At 67.1% G+C, this 17,170-nt stretch carries 12 protein-coding genes, 3 tRNA genes and 2 pseudogenes; 13 read left to right on the forward strand and 4 right to left on the reverse strand.

Going from position 1 to position 17,170, the window contains the following annotated elements:
- From E4O86_RS18125 to E4O86_RS18170, 10 genes are all read left to right on the forward strand, one after another.
- Window positions 1-722: NAD(P)H-hydrate dehydratase (locus E4O86_RS18125; RefSeq protein WP_161141963.1), on the forward strand; the 722-nt coding region annotated here is incomplete at its 5' end.
- Window positions 723-797: 75 nt separating this feature from the next.
- Complete coding sequence (locus E4O86_RS18130; protein WP_161141964.1) at window positions 798-959, forward strand: hypothetical protein; 162 nt, start codon at window positions 798-800, stop codon at window positions 957-959.
- Between the two features lie 93 nt (window positions 960-1,052).
- Window positions 1,053-1,137: transfer RNA gene (locus E4O86_RS18135), tRNA-Leu, on the forward strand.
- A gap of 70 nt (window positions 1,138-1,207) precedes the next feature.
- Window positions 1,208-2,641, forward strand: coding sequence for a trigger factor (tig, locus tag E4O86_RS18140; protein ID WP_161141965.1), 1,434 nt, complete (start codon window positions 1,208-1,210; stop codon window positions 2,639-2,641).
- Window positions 2,642-2,902: 261 nt separating this feature from the next.
- On the forward strand, window positions 2,903-3,547 hold the full coding sequence (gene clpP / locus E4O86_RS18145; RefSeq protein WP_161141966.1) for an ATP-dependent Clp endopeptidase proteolytic subunit ClpP: 645 nt from the start codon (window positions 2,903-2,905) through the stop codon (window positions 3,545-3,547).
- Between the two features lie 131 nt (window positions 3,548-3,678).
- A complete protein-coding gene (clpX, locus tag E4O86_RS18150) occupies window positions 3,679-4,965 on the forward strand; it encodes an ATP-dependent Clp protease ATP-binding subunit ClpX (RefSeq protein WP_161141967.1) in 1,287 nt (428 codons plus the stop codon).
- Between the two features lie 222 nt (window positions 4,966-5,187).
- Window positions 5,188-7,617, forward strand: a complete 2,430-nt coding sequence (gene lon / locus E4O86_RS18155) for an endopeptidase La (RefSeq protein WP_161141968.1) — start codon at window positions 5,188-5,190, stop codon at window positions 7,615-7,617.
- A gap of 113 nt (window positions 7,618-7,730) precedes the next feature.
- Entirely contained in the window at window positions 7,731-8,075 is a 345-nt protein-coding gene (locus E4O86_RS18160; RefSeq protein WP_281351631.1) for an HU family DNA-binding protein, read from the forward strand.
- 86 nt (window positions 8,076-8,161) lie between these two features.
- Window positions 8,162-8,237 (forward strand) — tRNA-Val (locus E4O86_RS18165).
- A gap of 527 nt (window positions 8,238-8,764) precedes the next feature.
- A complete protein-coding gene (locus E4O86_RS18170) occupies window positions 8,765-11,401 on the forward strand; it encodes a beta strand repeat-containing protein (protein ID WP_161141970.1) in 2,637 nt (878 codons plus the stop codon).
- A 29-nt stretch (window positions 11,402-11,430) separates the two neighbouring features.
- On the opposite strand, the gene E4O86_RS18175 is transcribed toward E4O86_RS18170, so the two are convergent.
- Entirely contained in the window at window positions 11,431-13,227 is a 1,797-nt protein-coding gene (locus tag E4O86_RS18175) for a potassium/proton antiporter (protein ID WP_161141971.1), read from the reverse strand.
- 178 nt (window positions 13,228-13,405) lie between these two features.
- Between E4O86_RS18175 and E4O86_RS18180 the strand changes: the two genes are divergently transcribed.
- Window positions 13,406-13,482 (forward strand) — tRNA-Asp (locus E4O86_RS18180).
- On the opposite strand, the gene E4O86_RS18185 is transcribed toward E4O86_RS18180, so the two are convergent.
- The 3 genes from E4O86_RS18185 to E4O86_RS18195 all read right to left on the reverse strand — a co-directional run bounded on the left by E4O86_RS18185 (window position 13,471) and on the right by E4O86_RS18195 (window position 15,421).
- The gene (locus tag E4O86_RS18185; RefSeq protein ID WP_161141972.1) at window positions 13,471-13,848 is read right to left on the reverse strand and encodes a hypothetical protein; all 378 of its coding nucleotides are present in this window, start codon (window positions 13,846-13,848) and stop codon (window positions 13,471-13,473) included. The two genes, E4O86_RS18180 and E4O86_RS18185, sit on opposite strands and share 12 nt — an antisense overlap.
- Window positions 13,849-14,143: 295 nt before the next feature.
- Complete coding sequence (locus E4O86_RS18190; protein WP_161141973.1) at window positions 14,144-14,305, reverse strand: hypothetical protein; 162 nt, start codon at window positions 14,303-14,305, stop codon at window positions 14,144-14,146.
- 96 nt (window positions 14,306-14,401) lie between these two features.
- Entirely contained in the window at window positions 14,402-15,421 is a 1,020-nt protein-coding gene (locus E4O86_RS18195) for a hypothetical protein (RefSeq protein ID WP_161141974.1), read from the reverse strand.
- A 557-nt stretch (window positions 15,422-15,978) separates the two neighbouring features.
- On the opposite strand from E4O86_RS18195, the pseudogene E4O86_RS18200 reads away from it, so the two are divergent.
- Both E4O86_RS18200 and E4O86_RS18205 read left to right on the forward strand, forming a co-directional pair.
- A pseudogene (locus tag E4O86_RS18200) lies at window positions 15,979-16,256 on the forward strand (IS481 family transposase); the annotation flags it as partial.
- Window positions 16,240-16,344 (forward strand): annotated as a pseudogene (locus E4O86_RS18205) (IS5/IS1182 family transposase); the annotation flags it as partial. The pseudogenes E4O86_RS18200 and E4O86_RS18205, both read left to right, overlap by 17 nt.
- Window positions 16,345-17,170: the final 826 nt, after the last annotated feature.

Genomic DNA, 17,170 nt, shown 5'->3' on the forward strand with positions numbered 1-17,170 from the left:
CGCGGCTCGCCGCCCGCGGCGCGCTGCGGGCCGGCGCGGGGCTCGTCACCGTCGCCTCGCCGCCCGACGCGCTTGCCGTCAATGCCGCGAAGCTCACCGCGATCATGGTGCGCGCGTTCGCCGATGCCGGCGCGCTCGGCGCGCTTCTCGCCGACCGCCGCCTCAACGCGGTCGCGATCGGCCCGGGCGCGGGGGTCGACGAGGCGACCCGCGCGAACGTCTTCGCCTGTCTCGGCTCGGAGGCGGCCGTCGTCCTCGACGCCGACGCCATCACCGTCTGCGCCGGGCGGCCCGACCTGCTCTTCCGAAGCATCGGCGGGCGCGCCGCGCCGGTCGCGATGACGCCGCACGACGGCGAGTTCGTGCGGCTCTTTCCCGACCTGCCGGAGGCCGACGGCAAGCTCGAGCGGGCCCGGCGCGCGGCCGGGCGCTCCGGCGCCGTGATGGTGCTGAAGGGCGCGGACACGGTCGTCGCCGCACCCGACGGCCGGGGCGCGATCTGCGACCACGGCACGCCCTGGCTCGCGACGGCGGGCACCGGCGACGTGCTGACCGGCATCCTCGCCGGCCTCCTCGCCCAGCGCATGCCGGCCTTCGAGGCGGCCTGCGCCGCGGTCTGGCTCCATGCGGACGCTTCCGTGCGGTTCGGGCCGGGGCTGATCTCCGAGGACCTGCCGGAAATGCTGCCGGCCGTCCTCGCCGGATTGCTGCCGCAGGGTTAACCAGATCATAAGAATTTTATGAAATGCGCGCGCGAACCGGCTAGGCTCGTCCGGGATACCGGGAGGGTGTCCGGAATGTTGCGCCTCGTTCTCGTTCTCCTCTGCGCCGGCCTCGGCGTCTTCCTCCTCGCGAATGGCGGCGAGATCGCGGGCTTCGACCTGACCAGGATCCCGCTCGCGCTCGTCGCCTTCGCGGGCGCGCTCGCGGCTGTCGTCTATTCGCTGCGCTGGATCTGAGCGGCGCCGGACGGCGCGGAGGAAAGGCTTGCCCCGCCGGCGGGCTTACGTTAGAGCCCCGCGCGAGCACAGCGCGCTGGCCAGCGGTCCGGCGCGGGCGTGGTGGAATTGGTAGACACGCAGGATTTAGGTTCCTGTGGGCTTGCCCGTGGGGGTTCAAGTCCCTCCGCCCGCACCATCTCTGTAGAGCGCGGAGAAGCGGTGGGCACCGGGCCGACGGTGCGGCTAGACAAGATCAGGATGTGACGATGCAGGTTAACGAGACCCTCTCTGAAGGGCTGAAGCGCGCGCTCAAGGTGACGATCCCGGCGACCGAGCTCGATTCGCGCCTGTCGCAGAAGCTCGACGAGCTTCGCGCCCGCGTTCGCATCAACGGCTTCCGCCCGGGCAAGGTGCCGGTCGGCCATCTGAAGCGGATCTACGGCAAGGCCGCGATGGCCGAGATCGTCGAGACGATGGTGAGCGAAACCTCGCGCCAGGCGCTCACCGACCGCGGCGAGCGGGCGGCCATGCAGCCGAAGATCGAGCTGCCGGAGGACGAGGCCGAGGCGAACCGCATCCTGGACGGCGAGGCCGACCTGACCTTCACGCTCGAATACGAGGTGCTGCCCGACTTCGAGCTCAAGGACTATAGCGGGCTCAAGATCGAGCGGCCGGTGGCCGAGGTGAGCGACGCGGAAGTGCAGGAGCGGCTCGAGCAGATCGCCGAGGGCAACCGGTCCTACGAGAAGGCCGAGCGGGCGGCCGAGGACGGCGACCGCGTGACGCTCTCCTATGTCGGCAAGCTCGACGGCGAGCCGTTCGAGGGCGGCACCGACGAGAACGCCCAGATCGTGATCGGCTCCAACCGCTTCATCCCGGGCTTCGAGGAACAGCTGAAGGGCCTCAAGGCCGGCGACGAGAAGACCATCGAGGTCACGTTCCCGGACGAATATCCGGCCGCGCAGCTCGCCGGCAAGGCGGCGACCTTCGACGTCTCGGTCGCCGAGGTGGCGGCGCCGGGCGAGCTCGTTCTCGACGACGAGTTCGCCAAGCGTCTCGGCATCGAGAGCTTCGAGCGGCTGCGCGAGCTCATCAAGGGCCAGATCGAGAGCGAGTACGGCGGCGCGACCCGGCAGAAGGTGAAGCGGCAGCTCCTCGACAAGCTCGACGAGATGCACGATTTCGCGCTCCCCGGGAACCTCGTCGAGCAGGAGTTCGACAATATCTGGCGCCAGGTGATGCACGACGTCGAGCATCACGGCCGCTCCTTCGAGGACGAGGGCACCACCGAGGAAGCGTCGCGCGCCGACTACCGCAAGATCGCCGAGCGGCGGGTGCGGCTCGGCCTCGTGCTCGCCAAGCTCGGCGAGAAGGCAAATGTCAGCGTGACGGACGAGGAGCTGCAGCGGGCGCTGTACGAGCAGATCCGCCGCTATCCGGGCCAGGAGCAGCAGGTGCTGCAGTACTACAAGAACCAGCCCGAGGCGCTCCAGGCGCTGCGCGCGCCGATCTTCGAGGAAAAGGTCGTCGACTACCTCCTCGAGCTCGCCGACGTGACGGACAAGACCGTCTCCAAGGAGGAGCTCCTGAAGGAGGACGAGGAGGACGGTCTCGGCCACGAGCACCATCACCACCACGACCATGACCATGACCATGACCATGACCATGACCATGGTCACGACCACGATCACGACCGTTAGGGGCGGGACGGCGAGGAGCTTCGAACCGGGGCGGCTTCCACGGAGCCGCCCTTTTCGTTCCTGTGCGGGTTGCGGTCCGGCCGGCGGATCGCCAGCTCCGGGACGAGGAGCAGCCGAGGGGAGACGGCGGCGCGACCATCGGTCCACAGGCCCGGCCGCGCGCCGGACAGCGCCCTTGGGTAAGCTCCCAAACAGTCCTATGTAGGAAGAATCGCAGAAGCCGGCCGCGGAAGCCGGCGGCGCCAGCGCCAGGTGACGTTTATGAGAGATCCCGTCGACAGCTATATGAACCTGCTCGTGCCGATGGTCGTCGAGCAGACGAATCGCGGCGAGCGCGCCTACGACATCTATTCGCGCCTCCTGAAGGAGCGAATCATCTTCGTCACCGGGCCGATCGAGGACCACGGCGCGGCGCTCGTCTGCGCGCAGCTTCTGTTCCTGGAGGCGGAGAACCCGAAGAAGGAGATCGCCCTCTACATCAACTCGCCGGGCGGCGTGGTGACCTCGGGCATGGCGATCTACGACACGATGCAGTTCATCAAGCCGGCCGTCTCGACGCTCTGCATCGGCCAGGCAGCCTCGATGGGCTCGCTGCTGCTGTGCGCCGGCGAGGCTGGCATGCGGTTTGCGTTGCCCAATGCGCGCATCATGGTCCACCAGCCCTCGGGCGGGTTCCAGGGCCAGGCGTCGGACATCGAGCGGCATGCGGAAGACATCATCAAGATGAAGCGCCGGCTGAACGACACCTATGTCAAGCACACGGGACGTAGTTACGAAGAGATCGAGCGGACGCTGGACCGCGACTACTTCATGTCGGCCGAGCAGGCGCGTGATTTCGGATTGGTGGATCAGGTGATTACGAGCCGGAGCGCGCTGGAGCAGGCGGGCCCCGGCGGCGAGAAATGACCTACACAAGGTGGGTATGCGACGTTAAGTTAATGTTGAAACCTAGCGCGGAACGATGGTTCGGTACCGTCAAGACGGGCGCGAGCGGCCGGGGCGGAGGATGGCGCCGGACGCAGTGAACGAGGATTGATATGAGCAAGATCAGCGGGAGCGGCGGTGGCGAGAGCAAGAACACCCTCTATTGCTCCTTCTGCGGCAAGAGCCAGCACGAGGTCCGCAAGCTGATTGCCGGCCCCACGGTTTTCATCTGCGACGAGTGCGTCGAGCTCTGCATGGACATCATCCGCGAGGAGAACAAGTCCTCGCTGGTGAAATCGGGGGACGGGGTGCCGACCCCGCTCGAGATCTACGAGGTCCTGAACGACTACGTGGTCGGGCAGGAGCACGCCAAGAAGGTGCTCTCGGTCGCCGTCCACAACCACTACAAGCGGCTGAACCATGCCGCCCGCAACAACGACGTCGAGCTCGCGAAGTCGAACATCCTGCTGATCGGCCCGACCGGATGCGGCAAGACCCTGCTCGCGCAGACGCTCGCCCGCATCCTCGACGTGCCCTTCACGATGGCCGACGCCACCACGCTGACGGAGGCCGGCTATGTCGGCGAGGATGTCGAGAACATCATCCTGAAGCTGCTGCAGGCGGCGGACTACAATGTCGAGCGGGCGCAGCGCGGCATCGTCTATATCGACGAGGTCGACAAGATCAGCCGCAAGTCCGACAATCCGTCGATCACGCGCGACGTGTCGGGCGAGGGCGTGCAGCAGGCGCTCCTGAAGATCATGGAAGGCACGGTCGCGAGCGTGCCGCCCCAGGGCGGGCGCAAGCACCCGCAGCAGGAGTTCCTGCAGGTCGACACGACGAACATCCTGTTCATCTGCGGCGGCGCCTTTTCCGGCCTCGACAAGATCATCTCCGACCGCGGCCGCAAGACCTCGATCGGGTTCAGCGCGCGCGTGGCGGCGCCGGAGGACCGCAAGACCGGCGAGCTGTTCCGCCAGGTCGAGCCGGAGGACCTGCTGAAATTCGGCCTCATTCCCGAGTTCGTCGGCCGGCTGCCGGTGGTCGCGACGCTCGAGGATCTCGACGAGGGCGCCCTGGTGCAGATCCTGACGGAGCCGAAGAACGCGCTCGTGAAGCAGTATCAGCGGCTGTTCGAGATGGAGAGCGTTCAGCTCAACTTCCACGAGGACGCGCTGAACGCGATCGCCAAGAAGGCGATCGAGCGCAAGACCGGCGCGCGCGGCCTGCGCTCCATCATGGAAGCGATCCTGCTCGATACGATGTTCGACCTGCCGGGCCTCGCCGGGGTCGAGGAGGTCGTCATCTCCGCCGACGTCGTGAACGGCAATTCGCGTCCGCTCTACATCTACAGCGAGCGGGCCGACGAGCATCATCAGAATGCGGGCCGCTCGGCCTGAACCCGCACGGTCCGCGGCGCGGGTGCCCGCCGGTGCGGGCACCCTTGAATTCGGGGTCCGCGGTTTCCACCTAAGCCGCAACAAACGGCTTGCGCCGGCACCGGCCCCCCGCAGCACATGCCGTCCTCTCCGGACGGCGGTTTCCCCGGAAGCGAGCCGCCACTACACTCCGATTTGCGGGGCCCGCGCTTGCGGCGCCCGGCAATTTTCAAAGGAAAACCCATGACCGAGAATCCGCGCCTCATTGGTGTTCCGTCCGGCGAGGGGGTCTATCCCGTCCTGCCCCTCCGCGACATCGTGGTTTTTCCCCACATGATCGTGCCGCTCTTCGTCGGCCGCGAAAAATCCATCAACGCGCTCGAGGAGGTGATGCGGGTCGACAAGCAGATCCTGCTCGCCACCCAGAAGAATGCCGGCGACGACGATCCGGCGCCCGAGGCGATCTACGAGGTCGGCACGCTCGCGACCGTCCTGCAGCTCCTCAAGCTGCCCGACGGAACCGTCAAGGTGCTGGTCGAGGGGCGCGACCGCGCGCAGATCGTGCGGTATCGCGAGCGCGACGAGTTCTACGAGGCCGAGGCGCGCGTTCTCGCCGAGACGATCGGCGAGGAGGTCGAGGTCGAGGCGCTCGCCCGTTCGGTGGTCAGCGAGTTCGAGAACTACGTCAAGCTCAACAAGAAGGTCAGCCCGGAGGTCCTCTCCGCGGTCGCCAATATCGAGGACTATTCCAAGCTCGCGGACACGATCGCCTCGCATCTGGCGGTGCGGATCCCGGACAAGCAGGACATCCTGGGCCTCGTCTCGGTCGCCGACCGGCTCGAGAAGGTGCTCGGCATGATGGAGAGCGAGATCTCCGTGCTCCAGGTGGAGAAGCGGATCCGCTCGCGCGTCAAGCGCCAGATGGAGAAGACGCAGCGCGAGTACTACCTGAACGAGCAGATGAAGGCGATCCAGAAGGAGCTCGGCGACGGCGAGGAAGGCCGTGACGAGCTGCGCGAGCTCGAGGAGCGGATCGCCAAGACGAAGCTTTCCCGCGAGGCCAAGGAGAAGGCCGAGGCCGAGCTGAAGAAGCTCAGGCAGATGAGCCCGATGTCCGCCGAGGCGACGGTGGTGCGCAACTACCTCGACTGGGTGCTCGGCATCCCGTGGAAGAAGCGCTCGAAGGTCCGCAACGACCTGGCCTTCGCCGAGGAGGTGCTGAACGCGGACCATTACGGCCTCGAGAAGGTGAAGGAGCGGATCATCGAGTATCTCGCGGTCCAGAGCCGCGCGAACAAGCTGAAGGGGCCGATCCTCTGCCTCGTCGGTCCTCCGGGCGTCGGCAAGACCTCGCTCGGAAAGTCGATCGCCAAGGCGACGGGCCGCGAGTTCGTCCGCATGTCGCTCGGCGGCGTGCGGGACGAGGCGGAGATCCGCGGCCACCGGCGGACCTATATCGGCTCGATGCCCGGCAAGGTCATCCAGTCGATGCGGAAGGCCAAGAAGTCCAACCCGCTCTTCCTGCTCGACGAGATCGACAAGATGGGCATGGATTTCCGCGGCGATCCGTCGTCGGCGCTCCTCGAGGTGCTCGATCCCGAGCAGAACTCGACGTTCATGGACCACTATCTGGAGGTCGAGTACGACCTCTCGGACGTGATGTTCGTGACCACGGCGAACACGCTCAACATCCCGGCCCCGTTGATGGACCGGATGGAGATCATCCGGATCGCCGGCTACACCGAGGACGAGAAGGTCGAGATCGCGCATCGCCACCTGTTGCCGAAATCCGAGCGCGACCACGGGCTGCGGGCCGGCGAGTTCGAGGTGGACGAGGGGGCGCTCCGCCAGGTCATCCGCCGCTACACGCGGGAGGCCGGCGTCCGCAATCTCGAGCGCGAGCTCGCGACGCTGGCGCGGAAGGCGGTGAAGGAGCTGCTGACCTCCGAGAAGAAGGCGATCAAGGTCACCGGGGAGACGCTTGCCGACTATCTCGGCGTGCCGCGCTTCCGGTACGGCGAGGCCGAGCTCGAGGACCGGGTCGGCGTCGTCACCGGCCTCGCCTGGACGGAGTTCGGCGGCGAGATCCTGACGATCGAAGGCGCCATGATGCCCGGCAAGGGCAAGATGACCGTCACGGGCAACCTGCGCGACGTGATGAAGGAATCGATCTCCGCGGCGGCCTCCTACGTCCGCTCGCGCGCCGTCGATTTCGGCATCCGCCCGCCGCTCTTCGACAAGCGGGACATCCATGTCCACGTTCCGGAGGGCGCGACGCCGAAGGACGGCCCCTCGGCCGGCATCGCGATGGTGACCGCGATCGTCTCCGTGATGACGGGCATTCCCGTCCGCAAGGATGTCGCCATGACCGGCGAGATCACGCTGCGGGGCCGCGTGCTCCCGATCGGCGGGCTGAAGGAGAAGCTGCTCGCGGCCCTCCGCGCCGGCATCACGACCGTGCTCATCCCGGAGGACAACGCCAAGGATCTGGCTGAGATTCCGGACAACGTGAAGAGCGGGCTCGACATCATCCCGGTCTCGCGGATGGACGAGGTGCTGACGCACGCGCTGCTCTCCGCGCCCGAGCCGATCGAGTGGACCGAGCCGGAGGAGGAGCCTGCGAAGGCCCGGGTTCCGGAGGAGGAGCCGTCCGCCGGGATGGTCGCCCACTGAGGCCGAGACATGTGAAAAAGACGGGCCGCCCGGTGCGCCGGGCGGCTTTTTTTGTTGCCTTCCGCGGATTTCCGGGCTTTGCAGGCTTGCTCGGGCCGAAAAAGTAGGCCGTGATGAACCCGTGGTCGCGCGGCGCGGCCAGGGGGGAAGCAAGAGCGGTCTCGCAGAAAAGGAGAACGAGGATGAACAAGGGCGACCTTGCCACCGCCGTGGCGGAGAAGACGGGGATGTCCAAATCGGCCGCCAACCAGGCCGTGGAGACTGTGTTCGAGTGCATCACCGACACGCTGAAGAAGGGCGAGGAAGTTCGCATTCTCGGATTCGGCAACTTCGTGGTCTCGGAGCGCGCGGCCAGCACCGGCCGCAACCCGCAGACCGGCGAGCCGATGGAGATCAAGGCCTCCAAGCAGGCCAAGTTCAAGCCCGGCAAGGGGCTGAAGGACGCCGTGAACGGCTGATCCGACGTTCCGGTTCGGCCACGCTTAGACCGGCCGAACCGGCATGCTTGTCACGGCGCCCGCCGCGCCCTAGAGCGTGAGCGATCGGGCGGTTAGCTCAGCTGGAAGAGCACCTGGTTTACACCCAGGGGGTCGGCGGTTCGAACCCGTCACCGCCCACCATAGAGGTCGCACCATGGAGCGCGTGCGATCCGCCGGCGCCGGTCCATCGGCGCCGTTCCGCCGGACCGCGCATTGCCCCGGGCGCGGCGCGGGTCTGGCGCCTGAGGGGAGCGCGCGGCAGGGCCGCTTCCGGAAACGCGCGGGCGGATTCGCCATGGCCCGCCGGCACATCCTCATCATCACCTGCGGCCGTGCGACGCTCCTGATGGCGCCCGTCAACGCCGACGGGCGCGACCGGATGTTCTCATCGCCGTAATCGTAAAGACGGATCCCGAGTTCAGGCGCCATGCGGACGCGCAGCCCTCGCGAGCGTCCACCTCGGCCACGGGGACGTCGCGGCCCGGAGCGCGGATGAGGCGCGCTTTGCGAGCGGCTGGGGCTCGCCCCGTCCGAAGCTCCGAGCGACGTCGCGGATGCGCACATTTCCAAATCGACTGATGCGGAGCGCCGGGGCTTGCGCTATCAATTTTCCGTTAACGGCGGCGTTGAGGCCCGCAGCCGGTCGTGGCGACGAGTGGAGTCCGACCATGGTTTCGAATACGAGCGTTACGCTATCCCCCGGATACACCGACTATTTCAGCTTCGAGACGGGCTTTCTGCCGGAAAGCGAGATCGCCTCGACCGAGTTCTACAATGCCGGCCTGTTCGACTGGCGCTACGTGGTGACCTTCGAGGACGGCTCGGTCGTCATCTTCGCGATGCCGGGCACAGACGGCGTCGAGTTCACGACCAACGGCGAAGGCCAGCTGATCCTGGTGGCGGCCCACGAGATCACGTTCGTGGGCGTCTATGCGCCGGGCACCGCGCCCAGCCCCGACGAGTTCATCGACCCGGCGGTCCCGCTGGTCACGCTCGGCGGATGGCACGACTGGAGCGGCTCCGTATTCGCGCCCGACTTCGTCGAGACCTGGCTTGCCGGCGACAATTTCGTGTTCGGCCGGGTGGGCACCCAGCCCGATCCGAGCATCACGGAAGACCAGACCATACGCGGCTATGAGGGCAACGACTACATGGCCGGCGGCAGCGGCGACGACACGATCTATGGCGGGGCGGGAGCCGATGCCGTCGGCGGCGGCGCGGGCAACGACACGTTCGTGTTCGAGGCGGGCGATTTCGAGGCCGGCGAGCGGGTGAACGGCACCTGGGGCTTCGGCTCCGATCTCGGCGTGGGCGAGATCAACACGATCGAAGCGCGTGTCGACGTCGACTTCTCCTCGATGGCCGACCTGCACCTGATCAACCGCGTCGTCTTCAACGGCGCGAACACGATCACCTTCAGCAACGCGCTGTTCGGGATCGGCGAGACGGAGAGCGGCGCATCGTCGCTCGGCATGACGGCCGGGACGGAGATCGTCGGGGATTCCGGCGCGAACGCGCTGATCCTCACGAACATGAACTACATGGACGTCAGCAGCTTCGTCTTCACGAACTGGACGGCGGGCGTCGACACGGCGACGCTGAATGTCGGCACGACCTATGCGGGCATCGTGCAGACGGTCGGGCCGAACGTCGCGAGCACGATCAACGGCAGCGTCGGCCGGGACTGGATCACCGCGGGATCGGCGAACGACGTCGTGAACGGAGCGGACAACAACGACATCATCGACGGCGGGGCGGGCAACGACACCCTGACCGGCGGCGCGGGCAACGACACCCTGACCGGCGGGGCGGGGATCGACACGGTGAGCTACGCGGCGGCGGGCGCCGGCGTGACCGCAAACCTCACGACCGGCATCGCGAGCGGCGAGGGGGCGGACGCCCTTTCCGGGATCGAGAACCTGACGGGCTCGGCCTTCGCCGACAAGCTGCTCGGGAACGGCCTCGCAAACGTGCTCTCCGGCGAGGCCGGCGACGATACGCTCTTCGGGGTCGGCGGCAACGACAGGCTCGACGGCGGCGCGGGGAGAGACACGGCGAACTACGTCTATGCGACGGGCGCCGTCACCGTGAACCTCACGAACGGCACCGCGACCGGCGACGGCACCGACACGCTCGTCGCGATCGAGAACGTCGTCGGCTCGGCCTATGACGACAAGCTGCTCGGCAACGCGCTCGCAAACGCGCTTTCCGGCGGGGCGGGCAACGATACGCTCTACGGGCTTGCCGGCGACGACACGCTCGATGGCGGCGCGGGGATCGACACGGCGAACTACGCCTATGCCACCTCCGCCGTGACGGTGAACCTTTCGAACGGCACCGCGACCGGCGACGGCACCGACAGGCTCATCGGCATCGAGAACCTGACGGGTTCGGGGTTCGACGACAGGCTGCTCGGCAATGCCGGCGCGAACGTGCTCATCGGGGCAGGGGGCAGCGACACGCTCTACGGGCTCGGCGGCGACGACACGCTCGACGGCGGCGCGGGGACCGACACGGCGAACTACGCCTATGCCACCTCCGCCGTGACGGTGAACCTTTCGAACGGCACCGCGACCGGAGACGGCGCCGACAGCCTGATGCGGATCGAGAACGTCACGGGCTCGGACTTCGACGACAAGCTGCTCGGCAATGGGGGCGCGAATGCGCTCCTCGGAGCGGGCGGCAACGACACGCTCTACGGGCTCGGCGGCGACGACACGCTCGATGGCGGCGCGGGCACCGACACGGCAAACTACGTCTATGCGACCGGTGCGGTGACGGTGGACCTCGCGCTCGGCACCGCGACCGGCGATGGCGCCGACACGCTGCTGCGGATCGAGAACGTGACGGGCTCGAATTTCGGCGACGTCATTCGGGGCAGCGGCATCGCCAACCAGCTTTCCGGCGGCGCGGGCGCCGACGAGATCGATGGCGGCGGCGGCGACGACCGCCTGTTCGGCAATGCGGATGCCGACACGCTCCATGGCGGCGCCGGCATCGACGTCCTGCGCGGCGGGGACGGGGACGACGTGCTCTCCGGCGGGGCCGACAACGACTGGCTCTATGGCGAGGCCGGGGCGGACGTCTTCGCGTTCGGCGACGGCGGCGGGCACGACACGGTCGGCGACTATCTCGACGGCATCGACTGGTTCGACCTGAGCGCCCAGACGGGGGCGTCGGATTTCGACGATCTCGTCTTCACCACGGAAGCCGGCGGCGTGCTGGTCGATTACGGCACCGGCGCGTTCTTCGTCGCGGGCGCCGACATCGGCGACTTCGATACCGGCGACTTCCACTTCGCGTGAGGACGCGCGCGCTCGCCCCGGCGAGGATTTCAGCGGCGGATGCGCTGCCGGACCATCGCGGCGATCTCGACGAGGTTGCGCAGGAGGGGCGAGCGCGCCAGGCCCTCCTCCGGCTCCGGCTCGATCACGATGCCGACGCCGGTCGGCCGCCCGTCGGGATCGATCTCGCGCACGATGAGGTCGATCGTCCCGCAGCTGACCCGGTCGCCGATCTCCGCGCGGCCGCCGAGCCGTTCCGCGATGAACTGGCCGATCGGGGTCGACGGCGGCGCGGCGCCCGGATCGGCCCCGTAGGCCATCTGGAGTTCGCCGACCGTGTGCTGCGGATCGACGAAGAAGGCGCCGAAGAAGTGCTCGTCCTCGGGGTCGAGCGTGGCCGGGTTCGCGAACAGGCGGTCGAGGAGCGGCACGTAGCGCGGCGCGGCGAAGATATAGACATGGTCGCCCGGCTCGACCCGGCCGGCATAGGCGTAGCGATGCGACTGGCCCTTGCGCACGACCAGCGACGGCCGCGCCCAGCGCGGGATGCGCCCGCCGCGGGCGACCGGGCTGTCGGCGGCGACGTGGTAGACGACCAGCTCGTGGGTGCTGCGCCCGGGAAGATCGAGCTCCACCTTGTCGACCGGCCCGATCCGCGGCGGCACGATGAGGCCGAGACGCTTCGCCATCGGCCGGATGGTCCAGCCCTGGACGACGAGGGAGACGAGCACCATGACGAAGGCGACGTTGAAGTAGAGCTGGCCGTCCGGGATCGCCTCCGCAAGCGGCAGGATCGCGAGCAGGATCGAGACGGCGCCGCGCAGGCCGACCCAGGCCACGAAGGCCGACTCGCTGCGGGGGAAGCGGAACGGCAGCAGGCAGAGCCAGACCGCGACCGGCCGGGCGACGAAGATCAGGAAGACGGCGAGCGCGATCGCCGGCAGCACGATGGCCGGGAACTCGGAGGGCGTCGCCAGCAGGCCCAGCACGAGGAACATGACGATCTGGGCGAGCCAGGTCATGCCCTCCTGGAAACGCTGGAGGGAGGCGAGGTTCTTGAGCCGCTTGTTGCCGGCGTAGAGGCCAGCGACATAGACCGCGAGGAAGCCGCTGCCGCCGAGGAGCGAGGTCAGCGCGAAGAGGACGAGCGCGGCGGCGAGGGCGAGGATCGGATAGAGACCCGGATCCATGTCGAGCCGGTTGATGATGCGCACCAGGAGCACGCCGCCGAGCGCGCCGAGGACGAGGCCGAGCCCCATCTGCAGGACGAAGGCGCCGAGAAGCGCGCCGGTGGCATCCGCGAGGCCCGACCGCGCCCCGATCAGCTCCACCAGCGTGACGGTCAGGAAGACGGCCATCGGATCGTTGGAGCCGGATTCGATCTCGAGCGTGGAGCGGACGCGCTCGCGCAGGCGGATGCCGCCGACCCGGAGCAGGAAGAACACCGCGGCGGCATCCGTGGAGCTCACGATCGCGCCGAGGAGCAGCGCCTCGAGCCAGCCGAAGCCGAACAGGAACGCGGCCGCGAGCGCCGTCAGGCCGGCCGTCAGGAGAACGCCGACGGTCGCCAGCACGAACGCCGGAAGCGCGGCCTGCCGGATCGTGGACAGGCGGGTGCCGAAGCCGCTGTCGAACAGGATGATGGCGAGCGCCACCGTCCCGATCGAATAAGCGAGGTCGGCATTGTCGAATTCGAGCCCGAGGCCGTCCTCGCCGGCCACGAGGCCCACGAGGAGGAAGATCAGGAGGAGGGGGGCGCCGAACCGCCGGGCCGCGAGGCTGCTGAAGATGGCGGCCGCCACCAGCACCGCGCCCGTCAGGATGGAGATGTTGAGCAGGTGCAGCATCGCGGCTTCACCGCCCGCGGATCGGAATGTTCATGGGACGGTGATAGCGGCAAGCAGCCGCGGCGCAAATGCCGGAGGGACAACGCACTTCGGCGCGCCATCGTGCTTGACAGCCGCAGACCGCCAGCCTATCTCCGCCGCACCGCTGCCGGGCGCCACGCGCCCCGGTGCACCTCGCGGGGGTGTAGCTCAGTTGGTTAGAGTGCCGGCCTGTCACGCCGGAGGTCGCGGGTTCGAGCCCCGTCACTCCCGCCATTCATCTCGATGACCTAGCCGATGTCGGCAAGACGAGAAGTCTGAACCCGGACCGGGTGGTTCAGGCATTTGTTCTCGATCAGTCGCCGTCACGCATTCTCGCGCGCCCTTTCCGCAGCGCATGACGCGGCGCTTCGCCGAATCCATCGAGAAGCTCGAATCCGAGCTCATCGCGGCCGGTCCAAGATCGAGGCGAGCAGTAAGGCCGGCATCCTTGAGGCGAAGGAAGCGGCCGCGGCGGCCCAGATCGAGGTCCGGGCCGCCTTCGTCGCGCTCGCCGAGTTCCGGGAGATCGTCGCTCGGGAGTACGTCTCCCAGGCCCATATGCGTGACATCCAGAGCTCGATCACCGAGGAAATCCGGCATCTGGGGGCCGGCTGGACAATTGGCACGATGGGAGGCGGGGGCAGGAGCGGAGTGTGCCGTGCGGCACGATCCGAACCACTAGCTAATGAATCGAGGCGACCTTCTGCCGGCTGAAGGACTTTCCGCCGCCTCGCAACACGCTACGATAAGCTGGCCGCGTACTCGCCTTCTGGTGCTGATTGAGTCCGGACGCTTAGGTGTATCGCGAGCGGCTGACCGACTGCCACCGCTCGACGACGGCGGGCCTGCGTGCCGGAGAAATCAGCTGGCGCATAGGGTGCCCGAGCCTCGGCGTCTAGGTGAGCCTCGCAGCGATGGCGATCGCAAGCTGAAGAAGCTCGGGCCTCGAGCGCTTCGTCCGCACCAAAGAGGAGATCGACAGGACGGCGGTGGCGAAGGAACCCAAGCTCGTCGCGAAGGTGCCCGGGATCGAGTTCGAGCCGGGGCGGGAGGGCATCGGGCTGAAGCCGATTGATGCCGAGCTCACGGCGCGAGCGGGTGAGGCTACGGCCTCCTATTCGCGCCGGCAATCACGAGCGTCTGGCCGGAAGCTTCAGGGGAGTGACGGGACAGGCTTCCACCGGATCAGATCACCTGCCACCTTTACGAAGCAGCGGTTCTCGCCTTTTGCCCTTACCGGCCCTGCCTTCGCTCTCCAGCACACCCTCTTTGCGTCTCCGAGAAACTTTGGGTTCTCCGCCCAATTGCAGCTGCTGCTTGGCAACTTTCCGCGCACCCTTGTCTGCTGGAAGACGCTCCCTTCCACGATCGTCCAGCCTTCAGGAGCATCCACACAGACCTCTGGGCCGCTCCGGCCCTGGTCGTATGCGGACACTCCCGCTTCGTCGGGAGGATTGAACGGCTGGCGCTCTGCCTCCATCCGCAACCGTGGCGGCAGCTCAGCCGAGGCAGCCTCATGCTCGCTGTGGATCGTCACGGTCAGCCACGCTTCCGGCGGTGCGGCTATCGTGACTGTACATCTCTGCTGATCTCGAAACTCGAATCCTTTTTGCAAGCACCCCTCGATATCTTCGAGTTTGCTCTCCCGGTCGGAAGACAGGAGCGCGGAGGTGATAAGGGTGGAGGAGGACACGCCCTTCACGACCGGGTAGCTGTGCCATTCGACATGCAGACGAGTTGTCCCAGCACTCACCGGCTCGAAGTGGACGAAAAGGCCTCTCGAGCTTCGCATGCAGTCGCGCCAGGCCCCGACGATCGTCGGATCTCCCGACGCGATCATTGCAGAGCTCTGGTCTTTGTAAAGGCGCCTGAAATCAATGAACTTTTGCGCGCTCTCGTAGTATCGCCGTCGATCGTTTGCATTGCCATGGCCGCTCACAGGTAAGCCCTCGATCGGCACCTCCATGCCGGTCTGGATTCCCGTCGCTCGGCCCCGCTCCGCCTCGGTGAGCTCCCGGGACTGCAGCACCTGTGAGAGGAAAATATCGTTTGTCCAGGAACTGACGGCCATGGTTCCGTTCACGAGAACGTCCTTGCAGAGGTCCTGTGATGCTTCGGCTTCCGCTGCGGCTAAGAGGGCGAGCGTCAGAGCCACCACACCGGCACACTTCATCCACTCCTCCCTGTAATCACTTCATTGTAATGGCAGTGGCTTTCAAGCTGCCCTTCCGCTTTCGTCAAGCAGGGGCGCCAAAAGCCACTTCCGTTATCCTGCCATACTTGCTACCGCTTTACAATATGGCTGCAAATAGCTAGTGTATAATCCCAAGAATACGCACAACACCAAGCGTTCGGGGAAGACGAACCCAGAAGACAGGCCCGCCTCGACAGCGGTTCACTTCAGCCGTGCCGTTGGATGCGCAGTCGACCGGCTGACCTGCCTCGGGAGTGACTCCCGCGGCCGCATGCCCGCGAAATGGCGGGGGCCGGGAGAACCCGGCTTCGGGGCCCGCTTGGACGAAGGTGTGGGTATCGAGTCCCAGGCTGCCCACGTCGCCCGTGCTGAATTTGCCGCAGCAAATGCAGTGGATTCCGAGCAAAACGCCGCCTTCGACCAAGTCGCGGATCCGGCGGGCGTTTGGGTGGAGAGCCGGGTCGAACATCCCACCCTAGGTGTTTGATCCCAGTTCTTGATGGTGCACTCTTTTCGCAGGAATGGAGGGACCCACTATGGGGCAGGTTCTACACGGCAGCGCCACGACCAGAGGCGGTCCGTCGAGCGATACAGCATAAGTCAACAGAGCCTGAGAGCACTGGCCAAGCGCTAGGGCATCAACCAGAAGCCTGTGGCGAAGTGGAAGAAGCGGTCTTCGGTCGCCGATCTGTCAACCGGGCCAAGGGAGGCTCATTCCACGGTCTTGTCGCTGGAAGAAGAGGCGATCGTCATCGCCTTCCACCGACGCACGCTACTGCCGCTGGATGATTGCCTCTATGCGCTACGGTCCACCGACGACCTGCTACAACCGTTTCGTGCGCTGGCGGAAGCTGGGCGTCTGGGACCGTATCTTCGACGCGGTCGCGGCCGCCTATGCCGGCCTGTCACGCCGGAGGTCGCGGGTTCGAGCCCCGTCACTCCCGCCATTCATTTCAATGACCTGGCCGAACGTGGAACGCACCGGCGGTCCGGACCGGAGAGGCGGAGCCTTCGCCGTGTTCCGGCACCCGCGCGGCGGGATCCTCCTCCGGCTTCGCGTTCCCGATCCGCGCGCGCATTGCTCGGGGATCGGCCATGCGTCCGGGCGTCGGCACCCGGACCTCCAGAGCGGATTCGAGGCCGGCGCATCCCCGCCCCGCCTTGCCCGTTTCCGCTCCCATCGCCGGCATTGTGTCAGCGAGGTGACGAAATGCTGGACGGATCGCACGCCGGACCCTACGTCGAAGAAATCTGCAGCCGCGCTGGAATCACAGCAGCAGCGTATGTTGCGGAAATTTGAAGTCGACAAGGGGGACAAGAAGATTGGCGGAAACGCTCTGGAAGCCGGGCGCTATCCTGATGAAATGTCCGGTCATGAATGTCCCGGTGCCGACGGGAAGAGCTGCAAAGGGTCCCGATCCTTCCGAATCGGACGAGCTCGAGGGCGAGTTTCACTGCATTGCGTGCGGACAGACACACGCGCTGAACCGTGAGCTGGCGTGGGTGCAGAGCCCGCTCGCGGCAGCGGGCGCCGATCCTCGTCTTCCGGGCGCGTGATCGCGCGCGGGCAGCGGCCGGTGCGGCTCGCGGCCTGACGGCACGCTGAGCGTGCCTTAAGCGGGCCGCGGCGAGGGCGCTCCCGCGAGCTGAAGCATCGAGCCGGCGGTGTCGGGCCGGGCGCCGGTCCGGATTCGAGGCCGGCGTGCCCGCGCGCGGTCCTCGCGCCGG

It is taken from the genome of Propylenella binzhouense (assembly GCF_009866965.1).
In the GTDB taxonomy this organism is placed as follows: domain Bacteria; phylum Pseudomonadota; class Alphaproteobacteria; order Rhizobiales; family Afifellaceae; genus Propylenella; species Propylenella binzhouense.